Annotated in this window: 16 protein-coding genes and 1 tRNA gene; 7 read left to right on the top strand and 10 right to left on the bottom strand. The window is 30.9% G+C overall.

Annotation, left to right across the window (positions count from 1 at the left end):
• Positions 1-66 precede the first annotated feature (66 nt).
• The 7 genes from SYO3AOP1_RS02810 (at position 67) to gltA (ending at position 6,551) form a co-directional block, all read left to right on the top strand.
• Positions 67-948 carry a Tim44-like domain-containing protein gene (locus tag SYO3AOP1_RS02810; RefSeq protein WP_156769240.1) on the top strand — a complete coding sequence of 294 codons (882 nt, stop codon included), beginning with the start codon at positions 67-69 and terminating at the stop codon, positions 946-948.
• Entirely contained in the window at positions 941-2,260 is a 1,320-nt protein-coding gene (locus SYO3AOP1_RS09210) for a pitrilysin family protein (protein ID WP_012459264.1), read from the top strand. Before SYO3AOP1_RS02810 ends, SYO3AOP1_RS09210 begins: the two co-directional genes overlap by 8 nt.
• A tRNA-Arg gene (locus SYO3AOP1_RS02805) sits at positions 2,243-2,316 on the top strand. The genes SYO3AOP1_RS09210 and SYO3AOP1_RS02805 overlap by 18 nt, the downstream gene beginning before the upstream one ends.
• Positions 2,317-2,334: 18 nt before the next feature.
• Positions 2,335-2,901, top strand: a complete 567-nt coding sequence (locus SYO3AOP1_RS02800) for a DedA family protein (protein WP_012459263.1) — start codon at positions 2,335-2,337, stop codon at positions 2,899-2,901.
• A gap of 9 nt (positions 2,902-2,910) precedes the next feature.
• A complete protein-coding gene (locus SYO3AOP1_RS02795; protein ID WP_012459262.1) occupies positions 2,911-3,831 on the top strand; it encodes an aspartate carbamoyltransferase catalytic subunit in 921 nt (306 codons plus the stop codon).
• A 344-nt stretch (positions 3,832-4,175) separates the two neighbouring features.
• Positions 4,176-5,090: an ornithine carbamoyltransferase gene (gene argF / locus SYO3AOP1_RS02790; RefSeq protein ID WP_012459261.1), complete on the top strand. Its 915-nt coding sequence runs from the start codon at positions 4,176-4,178 to the stop codon at positions 5,088-5,090.
• Positions 5,091-5,099: 9 nt separating this feature from the next.
• Complete coding sequence (gltA, locus tag SYO3AOP1_RS02785; protein WP_012459260.1) at positions 5,100-6,551, top strand: NADPH-dependent glutamate synthase; 1,452 nt, start codon at positions 5,100-5,102, stop codon at positions 6,549-6,551.
• Between the two features lie 348 nt (positions 6,552-6,899).
• Here the strand turns inward: gltA and SYO3AOP1_RS02780 are convergent, their stop codons facing one another.
• From SYO3AOP1_RS02780 to galE, 10 genes are all read right to left on the bottom strand, one after another.
• On the bottom strand, positions 6,900-7,811 hold the full coding sequence (locus SYO3AOP1_RS02780; RefSeq protein ID WP_012459259.1) for a radical SAM protein: 912 nt from the start codon (positions 7,809-7,811) through the stop codon (positions 6,900-6,902).
• 363 nt (positions 7,812-8,174) lie between these two features.
• Positions 8,175-11,003, bottom strand: coding sequence for a tetratricopeptide repeat protein (locus tag SYO3AOP1_RS02775; RefSeq protein WP_012459258.1), 2,829 nt, complete (start codon positions 11,001-11,003; stop codon positions 8,175-8,177).
• Complete coding sequence (locus SYO3AOP1_RS02770) at positions 11,000-12,163, bottom strand: tetratricopeptide repeat protein (RefSeq protein WP_012459257.1); 1,164 nt, start codon at positions 12,161-12,163, stop codon at positions 11,000-11,002. The genes SYO3AOP1_RS02775 and SYO3AOP1_RS02770 overlap by 4 nt, the downstream gene beginning before the upstream one ends.
• Complete coding sequence (locus tag SYO3AOP1_RS02765) at positions 12,138-14,864, bottom strand: endo alpha-1,4 polygalactosaminidase (protein ID WP_012459256.1); 2,727 nt, start codon at positions 14,862-14,864, stop codon at positions 12,138-12,140. Before SYO3AOP1_RS02765 ends, SYO3AOP1_RS02770 begins: the two co-directional genes overlap by 26 nt.
• A complete protein-coding gene (gene pelG / locus SYO3AOP1_RS02760; RefSeq protein WP_012459255.1) occupies positions 14,830-16,200 on the bottom strand; it encodes an exopolysaccharide Pel transporter PelG in 1,371 nt (456 codons plus the stop codon). Before pelG ends, SYO3AOP1_RS02765 begins: the two co-directional genes overlap by 35 nt.
• Entirely contained in the window at positions 16,200-17,714 is a 1,515-nt protein-coding gene (gene pelF / locus SYO3AOP1_RS02755) for a GT4 family glycosyltransferase PelF (protein ID WP_012459254.1), read from the bottom strand. The genes pelG and pelF overlap by 1 nt, the downstream gene beginning before the upstream one ends.
• Positions 17,711-18,700 carry a tetratricopeptide repeat protein gene (locus SYO3AOP1_RS02750; protein WP_012459253.1) on the bottom strand — a complete coding sequence of 330 codons (990 nt, stop codon included), beginning with the start codon at positions 18,698-18,700 and terminating at the stop codon, positions 17,711-17,713. Before SYO3AOP1_RS02750 ends, pelF begins: the two co-directional genes overlap by 4 nt.
• Positions 18,697-19,977 carry a PelD GGDEF domain-containing protein gene (locus tag SYO3AOP1_RS02745; protein ID WP_012459252.1) on the bottom strand — a complete coding sequence of 427 codons (1,281 nt, stop codon included), beginning with the start codon at positions 19,975-19,977 and terminating at the stop codon, positions 18,697-18,699. The genes SYO3AOP1_RS02750 and SYO3AOP1_RS02745 overlap by 4 nt, the downstream gene beginning before the upstream one ends.
• Before the next feature lie 6 nt (positions 19,978-19,983).
• Positions 19,984-20,469, bottom strand: coding sequence for a hypothetical protein (locus SYO3AOP1_RS02740; protein ID WP_012459251.1), 486 nt, complete (start codon positions 20,467-20,469; stop codon positions 19,984-19,986).
• A gap of 1 nt (position 20,470) precedes the next feature.
• Positions 20,471-21,496, bottom strand: coding sequence for a UDP-glucose 4-epimerase GalE (galE, locus tag SYO3AOP1_RS02735; protein ID WP_012459250.1), 1,026 nt, complete (start codon positions 21,494-21,496; stop codon positions 20,471-20,473).

The raw sequence follows: 21,496 nt of genomic DNA, 5'->3' as shown, positions 1-21,496 counted from the left end.
CCACTATGGTAAAATTTAAATATCTTTATATATTTTCCATAGTTAAATATTTTGGAGGCAATGAGAGTGAGGAAGATTTTGATTTTACTGACTATATTCACATTTTTAGCATCACTGACACAAGATAGCTTTGCAAGGGCTGGAAGAGGAAGTTCTACCCACTTTAGAAGCTACAAAGCCCAAGATTTTAACAGAATAAATAAACCTGTAAACAATCCTACAAATCCATCTAATTCTGTCAATCATCAGCCAACCTATAACCAAATGCCACAGCAAAAGCCATCTTTCTTTAAATCGTTCTTCTCAGGATTACTTGGTGCTTTAGCGGGGATGGTTATCTTTTCAGCATTAAGTCATTTCTTAGGACTACAGTTTGCAGCAGGAGTATTAGGAATATTAGGACTTTTATTATTGGCTGGGCTGATTTTCTTTGTTATTAGGCTATTTAGAAAAGGAGAAGAACCGGTTGGAGCTTTCAACACAAATTTAAACTATCAGCCTTATCAGTATGATGATTCTCAAACTCAAGCCGGAAGTTTGCCTTACATCAATGAAGAGTTAATCTTAAATTTAACCAAGAATATTTTTTATGATATTCAAAAAGCATGGTCTAATGGGGATTTATCACCTGTTAAAAACTTTTTGACAGATAGAATGTACCAGTACTTAGAAGAGCAATTAAAAGACTTGAAAGCTAAAGGACTAAGAAATATCGTAGAAAATCCAAAGATTGAAAATCTTGAAATTGTTCATGTTGAAGAAGAGGGGGATAATAAAGTAGTTATAGTAAGGCTTGATGCGTCAGCTATAGATTACACAGTAGACAGCAATGGAAATATAGTAGAAGCGGACAAATACAATCCGGTATCATTTACCGAATATTGGGCATTTGTAGGAAAAGCTTTAAATTGGAAATTGGACGATATTAAACAGGTTGACGATGTATAAAAAAATAATACTAATATGGGGTTTGATTATGGCTTTAGTATTGGCGAAAGAAGTAAAGGCAAAAGAGAATATTATCATTAAAAAGTTAAAAAATGGCACGACTGTTGTTATAAAACCAAGAGAAGATACACAGGCTGTAGCTGTTCAAGTCTGGTTTGGTGTTGGTTCAGTTTATGAAAAGGATAATGAAAGAGGACTGGCTCACTTTTTAGAACATATGCTTTTTAACGGAACTAAATACACAAAACCAGGGGAAATAGAGTTTGAAGTAGAAAAGAAAGGCGGTAGTATAAACGCAGCAACAAGCTTTGACTTTACTTATTATCATATTGAAATTGCAAGCGAGTTTTGGAAAGATGCATTGTATTATCTTTACTATATGACTACTGAACCGACATTATCCGATGAAATGGTAGCAAAAGAAAAGCCTATCGTTTTAGAAGAGCTAAACAGGCATCTTGACGACCCAAAAAATCTTCTTTGGGATACATACAACAAACTTGCTTACAAAAAATCTAACTACAAACATCCGGTAATAGGCTACAGAGAAACAATAGAAAACTATACACCGGAATTAGTTAGAAACTATTTTTATTCTTACTATACTCCATCAAATAAAACCGTGGTTATTGTTGGAAATGTAAAAGCTGAGCAAGTTTTGAAAGAGATAGAAAAAACTTTTAGAAGTGTTAAAGGTAAGTACTACAAACCACCGGAGGTTCCGTTAGAAGACCCACAACAAGAAGTAAGAAGAGAAGATATAAGAAAAAAACAGATTACAAGAGCATACGTAGCCATCGGTTGGCAAGCCCCACCTATTACAGATAAAGATTCATATCCTTTGAATGTGTTAGAAGAGATTTTATTAAATGGAAAAAGTTCAGTAATGTATCAAGAGATAAAAGAAGCTGGATTGGTTCAATCAATTATGGGTGGATATTTAGCCCATAAAGGAACAAGTCAGTTTTTAATATACTTTGTAACCGATGAAAACAAAATAGAGCAGACAAAAAGCAAAATATTTGAAATCATAAAAAGATATCAAGAAAAAGGATTTTCTAAAGAAGAGGTAGAAAACGCTAAGAAGAGAATAATAAATAGAGAAATCTTTGCAAAAGAAGAAGTTGATAATGACGCAGAGGCAATTGGCTATTCTATAACTGTAACTGGCGATGTTAACTACGATTTAAAGTATCTTGACAGAATCAAAAAAGTTAAAAAAGAAGATTTAGATAGAGTAATAAAAGCATTAAAAGATAATAATTATACCGAGGTAAGACTACTACCTGAAAGTGTCCCTGTAGCTCAGTAGGACAGAGCCCCAGATTCCTAATCTGGAGGTCGGCGGTTCAAATCCGCCCAGGGACATTTACAGCCAGGAGAAGTATGATAGAAAACTTTGAGCAATTTTTAAATAGCTATGGATATATCGCTGTATTTATAGGTACATTTTTAGAAGGAGAATTTGCTCTACTGGTTGCTGGGTTTTTTATAAAACATGGATTTTTAGCACCATTGCCAACGCTCATATTCTCAATCCTCGGAGCATTAGTTCACGAACTGATATATTTTTTCTTAGGAAGATGGAAAGGAAGACACTTTTTACTTGGAAATAAGTATACAAAAAGAAAGTACAGAAAGATGAAAAGCTTAATTCAAAAATATGGGATTTTCTCTCTCTTTATAATTAGATTTATGTATGGTATGAGGGTAGTTCCGATGATGTTGATGGGAGCTTTCGGCTTTAATTTTTATAAATTTCTTTTTTTTAATATCTTATCTTTGATAATATGGGCTGTCCTGTTTTTATATATTGGTTATCTTTTTGGTCATGTTGCAACAATGCTATTTGGCGAGGCTAAGCACTATTTCTTCATAGTAGGAATGGTTGTAGCTGTCATTGGACTTTTAATATATTTGATTTCCTTTTCATACAAAAAAATAAAAGCATAGAGGGTTATCATGAAAGATTTAATCTCTATTGACCAGCTTAATCAAGAAGACATAGAGAACATTTTTAAAATTGCCAAAGAATACAAGGAGAGATTTAAAAACGGAGAAAAAAAGTTTAATGATTTAAGAGGATACTCTGTTTTACTTGTATTTTTTGAAAATTCAACAAGGACAAGAACATCTTTTGAACTTGCCGGAAAGATTCTTGGGGCAGATACAATAAACATTTCAGCATCTTCAAGTTCTGTAAAGAAGGGCGAGACGCTTTATGATACTGTGAAAACCTTAGAAGCAATGAACGCAGATTTTATAGTGATTAGGCATTATATGTCCGGTGCGGCTAACATAGTTGCTAAGTCTGTAAAATCTCATGTAATAAATGCAGGAGACGGGACTTATCAACATCCATCCCAAGCATTGCTTGATGCTTTTACTATCGTAGAAAAAAAAGGAACTTTGGCCGGATTAAAGATAGCAATCATTGGAGATATTCTTCATAGTAGAGTGGCAAGGTCTGATATAAAACTTTTTAAAAAGCTTGGCGGAGAAATTACAGTATGCGGACCTATAACAATGCTACCAAGACATGCAGAAGTATTGGGTGCAGACTACATAACAACAGACATTGAAGATGCTATAAAAGATAAAGATGTAGTTATCTTTTTGAGAATTCAGCTTGAAAGACAGGATAAACCATTTTTCTCAAGCTTGAGAGAATATTCCATAAAGTATGGATTAAATCAGGAAAGATTAAACAAAATGAAAGAAGATGCAGTTATCATGCATCCCGGACCTGTAAACAGAGGAATTGAAATCCAAAGTGAGCTTGTCTATGGAGATAGAAGTTTAATCTTAGACCAAGTTGAAAATGGATTATTTGTTAGAATGGCTATTTACAAATATCTAAAGGATTTAGAGGGTAAGGTATAAATAAGTATTGACGGAAAGTATATCTAAAATTTAAAAGAACTTATGCTTCGGGCGAGAAAATAGGGGGGTGTATAAAAATTTAAAAAGGAGATCCTTAGAACTAAAGTCTTAAGGATGAAAATAAAGTGGAAAAGTGGAAGAGTAGGGGCGATTCATGAATCGCCCGTACACATCCAAAGTTAACAGTTGCCTTATTTGTCATTCTGAGCGAAGCGAAGAATCTCCTACTTTTAATCTCCTAATTTTACCCAATTTCTCGCCCAACACATATATTTTCGTAATTTTTGATTGAGAAAAGTTGACTTAAAAATCAAACAGTGTTATATTTTTTATGGAGGTTTTGAATGAAAAGGGATTTTGTATCTTTTACAGACTTGAGCAGAGAGGAAGTTTTAGGCATTATTGATTATGCAAAAAAGCTTAAGAAAGATAAGTTTGCCGACAGAACGTTGGAAGGAAAATCTATTGGACTGATATTCATGAAACAATCAACAAGGACAAGACTTTCATTTGAAGTTGGTGTTTATCAAATGGGCGGCCAGCCTATATATATTTCTGGTTCAACCACACAGCTAAGCAGAGGAGAAGATATAAAAGATACAGCAAGAGTTATGTCAAGATATCTTGACGGTATCGTAATAAGAACTTTTTCACATCAAGAAGTTGAAGAGCTTGCAAAGTATGGCTCTATTCCAGTTATAAATGCTCTTACAGATTATCAACATCCTTGCCAAGTTTTAGCAGACTTAATGACGATAGATGAAGAGTTTGGAAGCTTAGAAAATAAAAAAGTTGCATATGTAGGCGATGGAAACAATATGGCAAATACTCTACTCCTTGCCTGTGCATTAATGGGAATGGATATTTCAGTTGCAACACCTCCTAACTATGAACCAAATAGCAAAGCTGTTTATGAAAGTGTAGATATTGCTAAAAAAACTGGTTCAAAAATCACAATTACAAACGACCCAAAAGAAGCTGTTTTAGAAGCTGACGTTATCTATACAGATGTTTGGGTTAGTATGGGACAGGAGAATGAAAAAGGCAAAAAAGATGTATTTAAACCATTTACAGTAAATAAAGATTTAGTTTTACTTGCAAAACCAAATGCAATCGTGATGCACTGTTTACCGGCTCACAAAGGTGAAGAAATAACAGAAGATGTATTCGAACAGTATTCAGACGTAATCTTTAATCAAGCAGAAAACAGGCTTCACGTTCAAAAATCATTAATGAGCTTTTTATTTAAAAATAGATAGGAGGTTAGAATGGAAAAGAAGAAGGTTGTTTACAGAAGGCATGATAGAAATAACATACCATTACTACCACCAGAAATAAGAAAAAATACGTTTAAAGAGTATGCTCTTGGATTTGGACACACAGCCGCAAAAGATGAAGCTGACAGATGTATTTTATGCAAAAAACCACCTTGCCAAGAGCATCAAGGTAAGTATGGTTGCCCAGTTTATGGAGATATAAACCTTTGGATGGAGCAGATTCAGAATAATAATTTAATTGAAGCATTTAGAATACTTAGAGCAAAAAACCCTTTTTCTTCAATCTGCGGAAGAGTTTGTCCACAGGATAGGTTATGTGAAAGCACATGTGTTTTAACATTTAAAGACAACGGTCAACCTGTAAACATTGGCGGTCTTGAAAGATTTGTAGGTGATTCAATAAGAATGAGTGGTATAAATTGGGAAGACCTAAAAGAGCCACCAACAGGTAAAAAAGTAGCAGTGATTGGAGCAGGACCTGCCGGATTGTCTGCTGCATACTTCTTAGCTAAAAAAGGACACTCGGTAACAGTTTTTGAAGCTTTACCATTTACAGGCGGAGTTATGAGATACGGAATTCCAAAGCCAAGGCTTGACAGAGAAGTTTTAGATTGGGAAATTTCTTTAATAGAAAAACTTGGCGTTGAAATTAAAACAGGAATTAAAGTAGGAAAAGATATCTCATTAAACGATTTAAGAAAACAGTTTGACGCTGTGTTTATCGGCGTTGGTTCTGGAAGAGGTAAAAAGATGGGAATTCCAGGAGAAGACTTAAAAGGTGTTTATACAGCTATATCATTCTTGATGAAAGTTAACGTTGATTATGTTGACGATATGCTTGCACCGGAGACAGACATAGAACTTCCAAGAAACAAGAGGGTTGCAGTTATTGGTGGTGGATTTACTGCTGCAGACTGTATGTATACATCAATAAGACTTGGAAATGAAACACATTTAGTATACAGAAGAACAAGAGACACATCCTCAGCAAGACAGGAAGAATGGGACCACTTAGCAGAAGAGGGAGCAATTTTAAGATGGTTAACTCAGCCGATAGAAGTAATCGGAAACGATAAAGGTGAAGTTGTAGGATTAAAATGTATAAAAATGGAGCTTGTGCCGGATGAAAAAGGCGGAAGACCAAAACCAGTAGAAGTGCCCGGTTCAGAGCATATAATCGAATGTGATGCTGTTATCATGGCAGTAGGTCAAGGAGATAACCCGCTTGCCTACAAAGATGTTCCAGGATTAAAAATAGACAAATGGAATAACTTATCTACCGTTGATAAGAAATACAGAGCAAACGTTGAAGGCATCTTTGCAGGTGGTGATGTTGTAAATGGTGGAGATACTGTTGTTGTTGCAATCAGACATGGCAGAGATGCAGCAGAAAGCATTCATGAGTATTTAATGACAAAAGAATGGAAATACGGAGAAGATTAATTTTAAGTGAATAAGTATGGAAGTGTTGCATAAATTTTTGTAAGCCTACCTTTCCTTGTCATCCTGAGGCTGTAAAGCCGAAGGATCTCTTTTTTTAAAGAAGGTGAAAAAGTGAGTAAGTGAGAGGTAAAAAAAGAGAGGAGATTCTTCACTGGCTGCAGAATGACGATTAAAAAGGTTATAATTTTTAGACTTAGTTAAAATTTTAAAGCACTCTCGATAAAACCTATCCATTATTCGTTTTTCTTAAGCAGACGAAGGATCTCATACTTTTATTGAATCTCCTACCCAACGTGTAAAATAAAACTTATCTATTTTGTCCCAAATTAAAAACGCCTTACTTTTCACTTACCCTTTAATAAACTCCAAATTTCCAACATTTATTTTCTTTATCTTGCCAGTAGCTAAAAGATTTTGAATTCTTTTTTGAGTTTCCTCATCAAACAAAGTTTGAATATCATTCAAAGAATAAGCTCTTTTCTTGAAAGTATTTAAAATGTCTTCTTCATCTAATGAAACTTTTTTGACATCTCCGCCGTTTTTTCTAACAGCAACATTAACATTTAAACCTTCAAACATCTTTGCAATTTCATAAAGAGTCTGATTATCCACAGGAAAGACTCTGTAAGCTGGCGGTCTATCAACTGTTGAAATGTCAACTCTGTCAGGATTAATCCTTTTCGCAGCTTCTACGATCTTTTGAATTACTTGAGGATTATCATTTACATATTTAACAATCAAAACTTCTAAAACAAGCGTTCCACTATATTCTTTTCTAAACAAAATCATACCATTCATTAAATCTTCAATCTCTATTCCTTCCAATGGTCTATCTACTTTTTCAAATGTTTCTTGGTCTGCTGCATCAAGAGATAATTTTACTATATCAAACTTTTTTAAAGCTTCTTTAACTGAAGCATCATTTATAGTGCTTCCATTGGATAAAATTAAAGTTTTAGATGAATTTTTTATCTTGTTTAACTGCTCAATCAGATTATTTAAATCTTCATAAAGAGTTGGTTCTCCGTTGGCTGTAACTGTTATAACATCTGGATATTGATTTTTATACAGATAATCTTTAACTTCGTTGATTATGTCTTCAACTTTTGGCGGATGTTTGATATAGTCTATCGGCTTTGCTTTTTCTAACTCGCAATATAAACAGTCAAAGTTACAGCTTTTTTCATCAGGTGATAAATCTATCCCAAGAGATAATCCAAACCTTCTTGATAAAACTGGTCCAAAAATATATTTATACATCTATACTCCATCAAGATATATTTTTTGTACTCTAATTTTAAGAAGTTAGTTAATTCATTAAATATTATAAGTGTATTTTTTATCTTTTAAAGTGCAGGTATTTTCTTTTTACATATATAATTTTTACAATATACGCCGGGTGAGAAATTGAGAGTTTCGATAAATAAAGCCTTCAGAATAAGTGAAGAGCGACAGATAACAAATTAATTAGTCCCCTCACTTCTTACCTTTCGCTATTCAATCTTAACGGACGGGCAGTTCATGAACTGCCCCAACATCCATCAATCTCTCACTTTCTCACTTTTAACATCCTATAACTACAACTAAGAATCTTGTAATATTTTAGATTTATTACCCAAGGTATTAGTAAAAGAAAATATATCTTAAATAAATATTAAGATAATTATCCGTTGTACCCTTAAATCCTTGAATATACCTAAACCCTAAGCTTAAATTATCCTGTCTAAATAAACCACCACCTACTCCACCAGAAAAACCATATCCTGAACCTGTAATATCGTTATAAGTAATATCGGCACTGAAAAATGGTCTACAAACTCTTACATAATTTGTATCATTGTCATATCCAAAAGAAAATCCAATTCCAATTAAATTAAAAGATTGTGGCAGAAATTTAGTTGCTTGATATGGAGATAGTTTCTCAATATTTCCTTTATATCCATCTTTTTCATTATATTTACCGTGAAATGAGTAAAGTCTAAACGTATAATCAGGATAGCCAACTCTGAGCTTGTAATAAAGCTCATCATACAAATTAAAAGAAGTTCCTATCTTTTTCTCATCAGAAGAATGATAGATATTGTAAGATGGACTTATATAAAAGCCGGTTCTGTTATTAAAACTGTGAGAAAAGTTGAAACTTAACATATCTTTCATTCCACCGTAGTATAAAAATAAAGTATCGTCAGCTGGTATATTTTTACCAAGCTCTCCACCAAAATAAGTTTTATTTTTTATATATTTTCTAAATTGAATATCTAAATACAAGTTTGATAAAATAGTTTTTAATAAACCTGTAATAAAATTTAATTCTCCATCATCAAGAATCTTCTTAAAACCAACTGCTGTATCATTTCTATCAGGAACGTTAATCATTTTTGAATTATCAACACTAAACGGATTTGAACCTTTATATCTAAAAAACAGATAAAAGCCTTCTTTTGGTTTAGCTTGAATAAACGTATCTTCAGAAATGTCTTTAACGCCAGCTCTATCTGTATAGTTTGTTAGCATTTCAACTTTCGGTCTGTAAGTTGTGATTAAATCTCTTTCTTGTTTGTATAATAAATAATCTTCCGGATTTTCATCCAGTCCTTTATATCCATAATACATAGCTTTATCAATTTGTCCAGTCTCAGTAAATGCAGTTACTCTATCTCTAATAGGCAGGATATCAGCAAATTTTTCAAGAAGATTATCCTGCCAATACTTATCATTTGACCATAAAGCTAAATTTAATTGCATCCATGGGCGTAAGTTATAACTATGCCTTTTCATTAAATACTCTAACTCTGGATGATGGTCTATTTTAAGAAGATGTGAAAAATAAAGGTCGTTATAAGATTCTAATGAAATAATATTTTTATACTTTTCAAGTAGTTCTAAATATTGCCTTGAGGATAAATACTCATCAGCTACTCTCAAAAAATTGTAGGCATCTTCTGATGATAGACTTTGCTTATCTTTAAGCTCTTTAAATACTTCATACTTTATTTTCTCGCTTTCTTCAAATCTGCCGTACGTATAAAGTATATCTGCGTAAAGCAACTTATCAGAGATAGATTTGCTATTTTTAAGCTGATTATAAGACAATTCAAGAGCTTTTTTTGTGTTTTCTAAAAAGAGATACAAAAATGTAAAAGGTTTTGGAATTACTGTCTCATATTTTTTATAATTACTTACTATATACTTAGCAAGGTTTTGATTAGAAGACTCTATTGAAGCAAAGATTAGCTCAGAAATGATTTGAGAGTCAAACTTTTTATCCAATACATTTTTTACGATGTTTAAGGCTTTTTGTGTTTGATTTAACTTTAATAAACTGCTTATATATCTAGATAGCATCAAAGCAGAAGAATTATAATCAATTTTATTGCTTTCTATAAATTCAACTATTTTTTGATAGTCATTAGTCAAGTACAAACTTTCTATATAGCTGGATAATAGATAAGAATCTTTATATTTTTCATAGCCCTTTAAAGCATAATCAGCGGATATTTTATATTCTTTCTTATAATAGAAGTATGTATACAGCCTAATATATTCTTCAAGCCTCCCTTTATCAATGCTATCAAGCTGGGTAGCGATATTAATTGACGTATCAAAATCTTTTAAAGCCCAAGCCAAGTCTGATAGCGTGTAAAGATACTCTAATCTATCTTCTTCTATGTCTTTACTAACAGTTATATTAGGAAGGTATGATTTTAAAACTTCTAAGGATTTTTTCAAATCTTTTTTTGCATATAGTATGCTTGTATAAAGCAAAACATCTTTATAGTTTTTATCTTGCCTACTGTATAGAATTTCACCATATTTTGAAGCTTTGTCTAAATCTCCATAATTATAAAGGATCATTGTTAAGTTTCTTAATATATCTATGTTTTTATCTTTTTCATACATAGCTTCTAAAATTTCTATAAGCTTCTTTACTTCTCCAGCTTGTTGATAGATATAAAGCAAAGTTTTTAAATCGTTAAATTTGCCACTTAGTGCATCCTTTTCTATCAAATTTGTTGCTATATCAAACCTATTTGTCGCTAAGGCAAGGTTAAACAGCTCTCTTTTTATATTTTCATCCTTAGTTATTTGATATAGTTTTAAGTAGGCTTCTATACCTTCCGCAGGTCTTTTTGTCCAGATCGCAACCTGTCCTAAGTTTTTTAACCAATATGGATTGTTAGGAAATAATTCGGCTCCTTTTTTTGCAACTATATAAGCATTTTCTAAATCTTGATTTCCTAAGAACGTAATCAAAAGAAGTTTTAAAAGCTCTTCATCATAAACTTTACTGATTTTGATTTGTTTTGGCTGTTCTTTATTAACTTTTTCTTCTTTTATTTGTAAAGTTATGTCTTCTATTCCAATAGCAAAAGAAACCAGCGGAGTAAAAGCAATCAAAGTTGCCAGCTTAATGTAAGAATATTTATCTAAGGTTTCTCTAAAAGAAATCATTCTATAATCCTCTGTTTAATATCCAGTGCTATTTTATGTGCAAATTTTGGATCTCCTGTTGCCAAGGAAGATTTTAATACAAACTTCATCATCTCTCTATCATTCAAAAATTCTTTATAGTGCTTAGAAATTATATTTTTTGCCAATTCAAAATTTTTACTCCAAAGGGCAATTTCAACTGCTTTTTTGAAATATTCTTTTCTTTTTAAAGGATTTTTTTCCATGTTAAGCTGTGTTAAGTAAATGTTTAAAGCCTTTTCATACTGTTTTTGATATAGATATAAATCTGTCAATTGTTTTAACCACAGGTCTTTGTTCTTAGTGTCAGTTTTATAGAGTTGCTCTAATAAGCTAATCGCTTTATTATATTGCTTTTGATAGCTATACAAATTTAGTAATTCTTTAGCCCAATAGTATTTGTTTGCAGAATCAGTTTTGTATAAATATTCTAAGTGATTGGACAAGCCATAGAAATCTTTTTTTGCTTTATAAACATTAACAATTTCCTTATTATAGTTAAAAGAATTTTCTTTGTCTAAAATTACAAGCTTTTGTAAAAACCTAATAGCATTTTCATAATCTTTTAACATTATAGCCAGTTTATAGCTTTCCTTTAGCCAGTAAATATCCTTTGGTTTAATATGCAATATTCTTATTGCTATTTTATAGGCCAAATCTTGAAACTCCATTGATAAAGCTTCTTTATATTCTTTTTCAAGTTCTTTTGCATCTATCATAGATTTATAGCTTTCTTCAAGAATTGCTTTCATTTGATTTCTTAAATATTCTTTTTCTTCTAAAGATACATTTTTTGAGAAGAACTTTTGCTTTAAAATTGAATATCTTAAAAATTTTGCTTTACCAAGAATATCTGGATCGTTACTTTTTTCTAAATCGTCTAAATGCTTAATCGCCTTCTTTTCTTCTCCTATTTTTATATACCTTTCTGCAATTAGGAGTTTTAAACTTGGGTCTGGATTAACTTTTACTAAACTTTCAAGATACATATTAGACAAAGTTATATTGCTATCTTCTTCAAATATTAGCCTTTCTAATTTACCTTTTGGAAAAACTAATATCATGCCAAATAATACAATTAAGATAAAGCCAAAAATTTCTCTATTGGTTATAAACTTAGCTACCGCAGTGGGCTTCCACATAGGCTTCTTTCTCTTTCGTGAATTTAAACTCATAATAATTCCTGTCTTTTTTTAGGATATAATCATTTGGAGTTATGTTTAACTTGCAGTTTTTGTTCAAAATCTTAAAGGTTAATGGGATATAGCCTTCAAGTTTAATTTTTATACTTTTATTATCTTTTTCGTAAAACTTTATCTGACCATTAGAATTTATAACCATAAAATTTGGCTCATCTTCAGAAAAGAAAATTTTTGAATCTCCATCATTGGTTAAATGAACATAGATTGAATCGTGAATTTTTCTAAAACCGACCACATTTTGACTTTTAAAAATATCTATCTTTACATCTTTATCAAATCTAACAGTCTTTAGATTTCCTTCATTTCTAATAACAAAATTATCTTCCAAATCCTTTGCAACGACTGTATTTCTAAATTCTAAAACTCTTTGGGTATACTCTGATAAAAACATCGGGTTTATTTCTTGAGATAAAGCATAATCATAAACTTCCTTTAAAGCTTTTAAGGATGCTATTTTTTGCCCAGAGTAAAAGTGATAGTATATAGAAATAGGTTTAAATCTATATTTTTCGTCTGTGAGTTTAAAGGTTGATATAGATTTTATATATCCATAATAATCTCTCCAAAGATTTGTGTATACATTTTCATTTTGTATAGGTGCATATACCTGAAAGTATTCATCCCTGTTAAGCCCCATGGGTCCAATTAGTGTATAAAACGGTTCTTGATAGTTTATCCAAGTGTCTCCTCCGTTGACGTTGTAAACACCAATCTTGTATGTTAGTTGAAGCGCTTCTTTTGGAGGAACACAGTCGCCGGTCCACAAAAAAACTTTTGTCTTTTTATTCTCCGGAGCTAAATTTTTATTGATATAATCTATAGAACCAATAATCTCTCTTTCTAAATTAAACTCATAATTTTTAATAGATAAACTATAGCCTTCTACATTACTTTCTTTGTTTTCTTTTTCTAATTCATACAATTTTTTCCACTTAAAAGGATGTGAAAATGAATGGCTTGCAATCTCTACATTTTCTAACGCAAATATACTTCTTGCAATTTCTTCAAGTTTTTTACTTTTATCCGGATACAAACCCCAAGGTGCAATTTCTCCTTCAACTATAGAAACAGTATGTGGAATTTTGTATTTTTTTATTATCTCATCTCTGATTATCTCTCCTAAATTTTTTTGTGGGTCAAAGTCAGCAACACCAAAAAACGCATCTCCATCTATATGGGCTGTTAAGATTCTATTTCCGTTCTCGGTTGTTACATCCGGTGTTGGAAAATCTGGTTTAAAAACGTCTCTAAAAATCTCAACCGGATTAAATACCAAAAGTTCATTCTTTCCAGATTCTGATAAAAAAGTTCCTTCTAAAGCATATCCACCCCAATCTGTAATTGCAAAAGGATAAAACTCCTTGCCATTTATTTTAGCTTTCAAAATAGGCTTGAAATTATTTTGTGGTGTTGTTATTGGAATTGGTTGGATTTCCGGTTTTATCTCAAAGTAATCATAACCTATAGGTTCAAAATCAACTTTATCAAAAATGGATGTATTCCCTTCTATTTTTAGACCAAGAAAGCTTAAAAATTCTTCATCTGATGGAATGTAGCTTAGGAAGAATACTTTAATTCCGTCTGAAATCTGTTTTTTTAGCCACTGCAACATCTCTGGCGAATATTCTGCTTGCCTCAGTAGTATCCCGGCATACTCATCTCCAATATAATCTCTTGGAAGCCCTTTATTAATATCATACATAACCGGAACATATCCAAGATACTCTAAGAAAGCTTGGAAATTTCTATGTAAATCATCGTATGCTGCATCAAATTCTTTAGAATTATACAAAATCATAATTTTTCTTGGAATAATTTGATATATGCTTGTTCCAAGAGTTTTTAGGTCTTTATCTGTAATATATGGGATAAACCCATTTTCGTATATTTTTTTAGCAACTTCTTTTTGTAATTTTTTGTTTTTAGGGTCTACATAATCTATCACGATAACTTTGACACCAAGGTTTTTAATCTCATTTAGTTTGTTTAAAAGCCATCTTGCATCTTCTTCTTTCATTTTTTTATACTTCATTGTTTTGGTATCAAGACCATAGAATAGGCTTTCTGCAACTACTGCATCTATATAATCTTTTACTTGTGGAACTACTTCAAAACCTCTGTTTAGAATGATTTTTTTGTCCGGGAATGATTTTTTCACTTGAATGATAAACTCAGCCAAGGCATTTTCATAATCTTTATATTCATTTGGTTTTAATGCAATTTGATAGCTATCTAAGGTATCAAAGAAAAATCCATCGTATTGAGAAAGGCTTTTTAAGACTTTGTTTATTAGAAATTCTCTATACTCTTTTTTTCTAATATCTGCTATGTAGGTTTTCCAGTCCTTATTTTCTCCTGCTATCCAGCTTTTATCCATTTCTTTATAATACTTTCTGTAAGGCTCTATTTCTCCTACGGATACATACGCAAAAAGTTTTGCTTTCTTATTTTTTATGTAGTATTTTTCTTTAAGTTTTTCAAAAGAAAAGTTATCCGGGTCAACCACAAGCCAGTCATAAAGGTAGAATGCCTCTTCAGGTGGTTCTCTGTATATAAACCCAACGCTTATATCTTTTCCGTAAGATAGATTAAATATAAATAAAATATTAAATAAGCATAAAAGTCTGATAGTGTATCTCATCTAAAAACCTCCTTAACAAAATTATGGCAAGCAAATCAGAAATAAACAGAGAGATAACATAACCATATCCATAGAAGTAAGGTCCAAGTAAAATAGAAGCATAGGTAAATACTGCATTAGAAACAGCAAAAAGAATAGATAAGTAAAGAGCTTCTCTTCTTCTGTCAAAGTAGTTTAGTATTGCGAGCAATGTCATAAATATTAGCTGAAGGTAAGTTCCAACCATCAAAACATGGAAAAGTGGTATGTATAAAAGAGAAAGCTTAAATATTTTGAATAAAAGCGTATCAAATATTAAGAAAAATACAAATGCTATTCCTTGAATTCTCAAAGTATCAAAAATAACAGAACGAGCTGAAAGTATCATGTCATCGCCAAATTGATAAATTTTATTTAAGGTTGCCCCTTCTCTAACTGCACGGTAATATCTATCATAATAATCTGCAAACTCTGTTTCAAGTTTTAGGAAAAATACTGCCATACCGGGAGCAATTGCTATATATGCTAAAAACATCGGAATATCATAAGCAATAGAAGCTCTAACAGGTCCTAAAATCTGGATGCTTGTATCAGGATAAAACCAAAATATAAATTTATCTGTCCATATACCAAGATTATAGAAAAATCCTGAAAGAATTAAAGATATATATATTTTATGCCTATCAAAAAAATCAAAAGATATTATCTTATCTGAATAATGAGTTCTTATAAAATACCCAAGAAGTAAGAAAAATAACACCGCCTGACCAACAAAAAATGAAAACATTAACCCTGCCAAATCGTATCTTGCCATATATAAAGCAAAAAAGAAGAAAGTAATGTATCCTATAGCAAAAGAAAAGACTATAAATTTATAGCTTTTAAATCCGGTTAATACAACATTTACAATCCATAACCCACACATTATCGTAAAAACTAATACATACAAAATAATAAAAACTGCACCTTGCTCTTTAAAAAAGATAACTGAAAAAATTAAAGAAATGATAAAAGCCAAAATCATATTTAAAAGCATATTCCCAATAAGATTTGGAAGAACAACTTCATATTTCTTCTCAAAAATTCTGTCTGCAAGAAATCTTGTTATCATAAGCTGAGAAAATCCGGTTAAAATAAGGCTGAAAGCTGTTAAGTATGTTACTATTACACCAAACTGAATTACAATTTTATCGGAAGAAACAATTGGTCTTAAAACATAAAAAGATATTATTAACGTAAGTATAGAAATTAGATATGGTCCGGCACTTAAAACAGCAGAGTATCCAAAAGCTTTTACTATTGAACCAAGCGTTCTTTCTCTTAATACTTTCCTTAGTTCAAAGCTTATACCTGCCATTATGTTAAAACCTCTTTATAAATCTTTCTATAATTGTCTAAAAATTGCTCTTTCCTGTAAAATTTATTTACTCTTGTTAATGCACTTTTTTGATAAGCATTCCATTTTTCTTCATCTGTTAAAAGCTCTATGTATGCATTGGCTAATTTTTCCGGATTTGCAATAGGAACAACTTCTCCGGCTTTACCAATATTAATATCTTCTTCGTTTAGTCCACCATATATTAGCTGTCTACAAGAACCAACATCTGTAGCAACGGCCGGAAGACCGGCAGCAAAACCTTCCAGAATAACCAGCGGCATACCTTCACTTATAGATGTTAAAGTCAGTATTCCTGTTTTTGGGAAAATATCCTTTGGATTTTGAAATCCAAGAAATTTTACATTATTTTCAAGATTGTAAACTTCAACCAATCTTTTACATTCTTCATAATACTCAGGATCTTCATCCGTGGGGCCAACTATCCAACCTTCAGCTTGGGGTAATTTATTTACAACTATTCTCATAGCCTTTATGAATGTTTTTATATCTTTGATTGGAACAACCCTCCCAAGCAATGTAATTACCTTTGGGATTTCATTAGGTCTATTTTTCAAAGCTTGAAAAAAACCCTCAACATCAACGCCATTTGGGATTACAATACACTTGTCTGGGTCTGCACCGTAGGATATTTGAATTTTTCTCGCATCATCAAAAAGAGAAATAATAATCTTACTTGCATGATAGATAAATTTTCCAATACTTTCAAAAAATCTAATCCACAAATTACGAATATGGTCAACCTCACCTAAATCTCTTTGAAAGAATAATCTTTTATCTACAAGCCAATCTACATTCAAAAGGTCTATCTTTCTTTCTCTTGTATATATCCCATGTTCAGTAAGGATAAACGGAATTTTTTTATGATAAGAGATCAAAGATGCGAGAAATCCAGCGTATCCTGTTGAAGGACTATGGACTATATCACAATCTGGAACCCGGGAAGCAATTTTAGCAACAACCCATATAGGTGCATGAATGTTCCTTATCGTCCAAAAGTAATCTATAAAAGGAGTTTCTTCCGCATATTCTGTGTACATATCAATTATAAAGTTCCAAGCCTCTCTGCTAAACAAAAAATCTTCTTCTTTTACTTCTTTTAGATAAAACTCAAGTTTTTTGATTTTTTCTGGCAGGTCAACGTTTTTATCTATATTTTCTTTAAACCATTTATGCAGAGTTTCTATGTATTTAAAATTTTCTTTATTAGCATTTCTTTCATGGAGCAGGGTTGTTCTTTCATAATTAAAAAGATAATCTGCAGATAAATAAACTAAATTATCTGGAAGTTTGTACTTTATTCCTTCATAATCTTCTGGTCTACTTCCAAGAAAAACAACTCCAAAGTTTTTTTCTGAAATGCCTGTAATTAAATCATGAATCCATGTAGAAACCCCACCTCTAATGTATGGATATGTTCCTTCTGCAATTAGCAAAACATCAATTTTTCTATTTTGATTTAAAAGCTCTATCATTGTATGCTCCAAAATTGTTTCATAAAGCTAACTTTTACGTCCAATGATAAGTCTAATTGAGAGAAAAGCTCTTTTACTTTTTTAAAATCCTTTTCATAGAAATAACATTCTGCAAGATATGGAATGACTTTATATTTAAACTCTTTGAAATTAAAAGCCAACTCTAAATATTCTTTTGCTTTTTTATAATCTTTAAGTCTTAAATAAATCCTTCCAATTAAAAAATAAGGAATAAAATCTTTTTTTAACTTTAATCCTTCTTCTGCATAGTATAAAGCTTTTTCTATTGCGAAATTTTCAAACTCTTTATCTACAATATGAAAAAAAACAAAATCCCAGTAGACCTGGGCCAATTCAAAGTAAATTTTAGCTTTTTCTTCTTCAGATAAATCATTATCTTTTAGTCTGAGATTAAGTTCATGAATTTTATCGTTTAACTGTTTTTCCATTTTAGAAATCACACTAAAAGCCATCAATCTTATTTCGTCCATAGGATTGCCAATATTTTCTTTTATCAAAAAATAGGTTATTGGACTTGGTAAATCAGACAAAGACATAAAAGCTCTTAATTTTAGATCACTTGGAACGTTATCTTTCCTTAATATTGAAAGTATTGCTCCTTCTCCAAATCTCCGACCACTAAAATCAAAGTCTTCATCTTCTATCTCTTCAATAGAAAAAGTTTCTATAGGCTTAAATTCAATATTTTTTTGCGCTCTAAATAGATATAGAGTTAAGATAAATAAAAATAAATATCCAACAATAAATCCAAAAAACCCTATTAAAAATATAAATACTAAAGGTTCCCATTTTCTTGACCTAATTCTTTTGGGTAAGAAAAGATATAAAGCAGTTGTTAATAAAAAGGCTGCCAAACCGTGAAAGAAAAAAAACAATGATAGTGAGATATAAATATTCTCTATAAAAAGAGATAAAATACCAAGAATTTCTAAAATTACAGATAAATATAGCTTTTTATAACTCATTTAATAGTCTCCAAAATTGATTGAAGATTTTTAGCCGGATTTATATCAACAGGTTCTATTTTTAGTTTTATATTTTTTTCAAAGAAAGATAAGGATAAATTCTCTACCAAAATATTCTTTACTCTTTCTACAAAAGAATTTGCTCCAGAAATTGGTGTAAAAGGTAATAATATTGGTATTATTAAAAGATTTTCTTCTTGTAAAAACAGTGAGTCCATTATGTCAAGTCCTCTTAAATTGTTCCTGAGTAAATTTTTTATATTTTCATCTTCGATGCTTCCTTTAATTTGAAAGATAACTAAGGAAGATTCTATTCCTAAATTCTTTTTAATTTCTGACATTTTATACAGCTCTTTTATAAAGTCTATATCAAACATATCAAAATTTTTAACTATATCTTTTATTTTTTCTAAAGTTATTTTTTCACTTATAACATAATAAATAAATAGATTAATCATCAAAAGAGTATCCATGTTGAGAGATAAAAATCCTATTTCTTCAATTATAAATAAATAAACTTGTGTTTCTGAAATAAATACAGGAATAGCTGCATAATACTTTGATTCTTCTTCTATTTTGCTTAGGTATGAAATACTTCTATCTTCTATTGCTTTTGAAACTAAAACATCTTTTATATTAAAATCAAAGTCATCATGGGTAGATGATATTATTTTAAAATTATTTTTTTTTAAATCTATATATACAAATGCAGCTTTTTCTATGTTGAATGACTGAATTAATAAATTCATTAGCATGTTAAAAACTTCGTTTTCTTCAAAATTTGATATTATTTTTTGTTTAATCTGATAAATTACTTCTCTTATACTAATAGGTTTTATAATGTACTGCTTTTCAAGTTGGTCGTGGGATATTTTTAAAAGCATTAGTTCTCTTGCTAAATCTCTTAATTTTCCGTCAGCATATTTAAATTTCTCTTCTGCTTTTTTTACATTTTCAGACCAATAATAATTAAATTCTGATGCTACAAGCACAAACAGAAATAACCATAGAATATAAACTGTTGGAAATTCTTTATAAAAGAAAAATGCTATTAGAACAATTGCAAAAAAGCTTATAATTCCTGCAACTAACCCATAGTAAAGGGTAAACACAAGTAGTGGAAGAAGATAAAATAAATAACCAAATTTAGATTCTATAAACAGGGGGTCAGATGGATTTGTATACATTCCAATAAATAATAAAGCTAATGTAAATATAAATATTTCAGCAATTAGTATTTTTAAGTTTAATTCCTTTAAAAACTTTGTTAAAAACATGGTTTTTTAAGGAATGATTTTGTTTAGTATTTTTTGCGCTACGGTTGTAATAGATTCATGAGACCAGCCTGTTTTGGAAGATACACTTGTGTAAACTTCTTTTTCTTGTTTGATATCATAAATTTTAACAGTAATACTTACTGCTGGTTCTCCATCAATACCAGTTTTGTATCTAAATTCGTTTACACTTCCAGTAATTGCATAATCTATGTTGCTTTCCTTTAACTCTTGTAAAAGCTTCTTAATTTCCTCAGGACTGTAATCTTTATCTTGTTTAACATTTGTAATAGATAATTTATATCCTTTTGAAGAAACAACCCCCTCTGCTATACCTTTTACTCTAAGACCTGCTAAAGGTGTTTCTGTATAGTTTTCAAATGGAAGAACCGTTATTTTCTTATCTTTTAAATTTAATTTAGTATAATCTAAATTTGTAACTGTTGAGCATGATACTAAAAAAACCAAAGCAAAAAATAATAAAACCTTCCTCATTTTAAACCTCCTCCTGTAATAGTTTTTTCTCCCATTCAAGGGCTGTTTTACAAATTAGTTTTAAATCATCATACTGTGGTCTCCAGTTTAAATTGTTTAAAATTTTAGTATTATCTGCTATTAATATAGCTGGGTCTCCTTCTCTACGACCGGTATACTCAACTTTAAAATCTACTCCTGAAACTTCCTTCATAGTATTGATAACTTCTAAGACAGAGTATCCCCTACCATATCCACAATTAAATATATTACTATTATTATCGGTTAAATACTCTAAGCTTTTAATGTGAGCGTCTGCTAAATCATCAACATGAATATAATCTCTTATACAAGTACCATCTGGTGTTGGATAATCTGTACCAAAAACATACATTTTATCTCTCTTGCCAACTGCTGTTTCTGCTGCTACTTTTATTAGATGAGTAGCATTTGGAAATCTCTGTCCTATTCTAATTTTTAAGTCTGCTCCAGCAACATTAAAATATCTAAGTATTACATACTTAAATTCAGGGTTGGCAGTTCCTACATCGTTAAGTACTGTCTCGCTCATTAATTTACTTCTTCCGTAAGGGTTTATTGGTTGTGTTGGCGTTGTTTCTTTCACCGGAATTTCATCCGGTTGACCGTATACTGCAGCGGTAGAAGAGAAAATAAATCTATTGACACCATATTTAAGACAAAGATTGATAAGATTGGCTGTGTTTACTGTGTTATTCATATAGTATTTAATTGGATTTTTTACGCTTTCTGGTACCACAATGCTTGCTGCAAAATGAATCACAACATCGAATTTTTTAGCTTTAAACATTCCTTCTATCATCTGAAAATCTTTTAAATCTGCTTCAATGAAGGTAAGCTCTGTATTTTTGCCTGCTTGCTGATGGATTTCATTAAGTGTTTTAATAGTTTTCAATGAACCTGTTGAGAGATTATCAATGATTACTACGTTGTGGTCTGTGTTTTCTATTATCTGTTTTACTACATGACTACCGATATAACCTGCTCCGCCTGTGATTAAAATGTTCAC

Source organism: Sulfurihydrogenibium sp. YO3AOP1, assembly GCF_000020325.1.
In the GTDB taxonomy this organism is placed as follows: Bacteria; Aquificota; Aquificia; order Aquificales; family Hydrogenothermaceae; genus Sulfurihydrogenibium.
This window is presented reverse-complemented; position numbering and strand designations above follow the sequence as displayed.

Bases quoted from the DNA above. Each gene is read 5' to 3' on its own strand.
- SYO3AOP1_RS09210 (WP_012459264.1), top strand. From the start codon at position 941: ATGTATAAAAAAATAATACTAATATGGGGTTTGATTATGGCTTTAGTA.
- SYO3AOP1_RS02800 (WP_012459263.1), top strand. From the start codon at position 2,335: ATGATAGAAAACTTTGAGCAATTTTTAAATAGCTATGGATATATCGCT.
- SYO3AOP1_RS02795 (WP_012459262.1), top strand. From the start codon at position 2,911: ATGAAAGATTTAATCTCTATTGACCAGCTTAATCAAGAAGACATAGAG.
- argF (WP_012459261.1), top strand. From the start codon at position 4,176: ATGAAAAGGGATTTTGTATCTTTTACAGACTTGAGCAGAGAGGAAGTT.
- gltA (WP_012459260.1), top strand. From the start codon at position 5,100: ATGGAAAAGAAGAAGGTTGTTTACAGAAGGCATGATAGAAATAACATA.
- SYO3AOP1_RS02780 (WP_012459259.1), bottom strand. From the start codon at position 7,811: ATGTATAAATATATTTTTGGACCAGTTTTATCAAGAAGGTTTGGATTA.
- SYO3AOP1_RS02775 (WP_012459258.1), bottom strand. From the start codon at position 11,003: ATGATTTCTTTTAGAGAAACCTTAGATAAATATTCTTACATTAAGCTG.
- SYO3AOP1_RS02770 (WP_012459257.1), bottom strand. From the start codon at position 12,163: ATGTGGAAGCCCACTGCGGTAGCTAAGTTTATAACCAATAGAGAAATT.
- SYO3AOP1_RS02765 (WP_012459256.1), bottom strand. From the start codon at position 14,864: ATGAGATACACTATCAGACTTTTATGCTTATTTAATATTTTATTTATA.
- pelG (WP_012459255.1), bottom strand. From the start codon at position 16,200: ATGGCAGGTATAAGCTTTGAACTAAGGAAAGTATTAAGAGAAAGAACG.
- pelF (WP_012459254.1), bottom strand. From the start codon at position 17,714: ATGATAGAGCTTTTAAATCAAAATAGAAAAATTGATGTTTTGCTAATT.
- SYO3AOP1_RS02750 (WP_012459253.1), bottom strand. From the start codon at position 18,700: ATGAGTTATAAAAAGCTATATTTATCTGTAATTTTAGAAATTCTTGGT.
- SYO3AOP1_RS02745 (WP_012459252.1), bottom strand. From the start codon at position 19,977: ATGTTTTTAACAAAGTTTTTAAAGGAATTAAACTTAAAAATACTAATT.
- SYO3AOP1_RS02740 (WP_012459251.1), bottom strand. From the start codon at position 20,469: ATGAGGAAGGTTTTATTATTTTTTGCTTTGGTTTTTTTAGTATCATGC.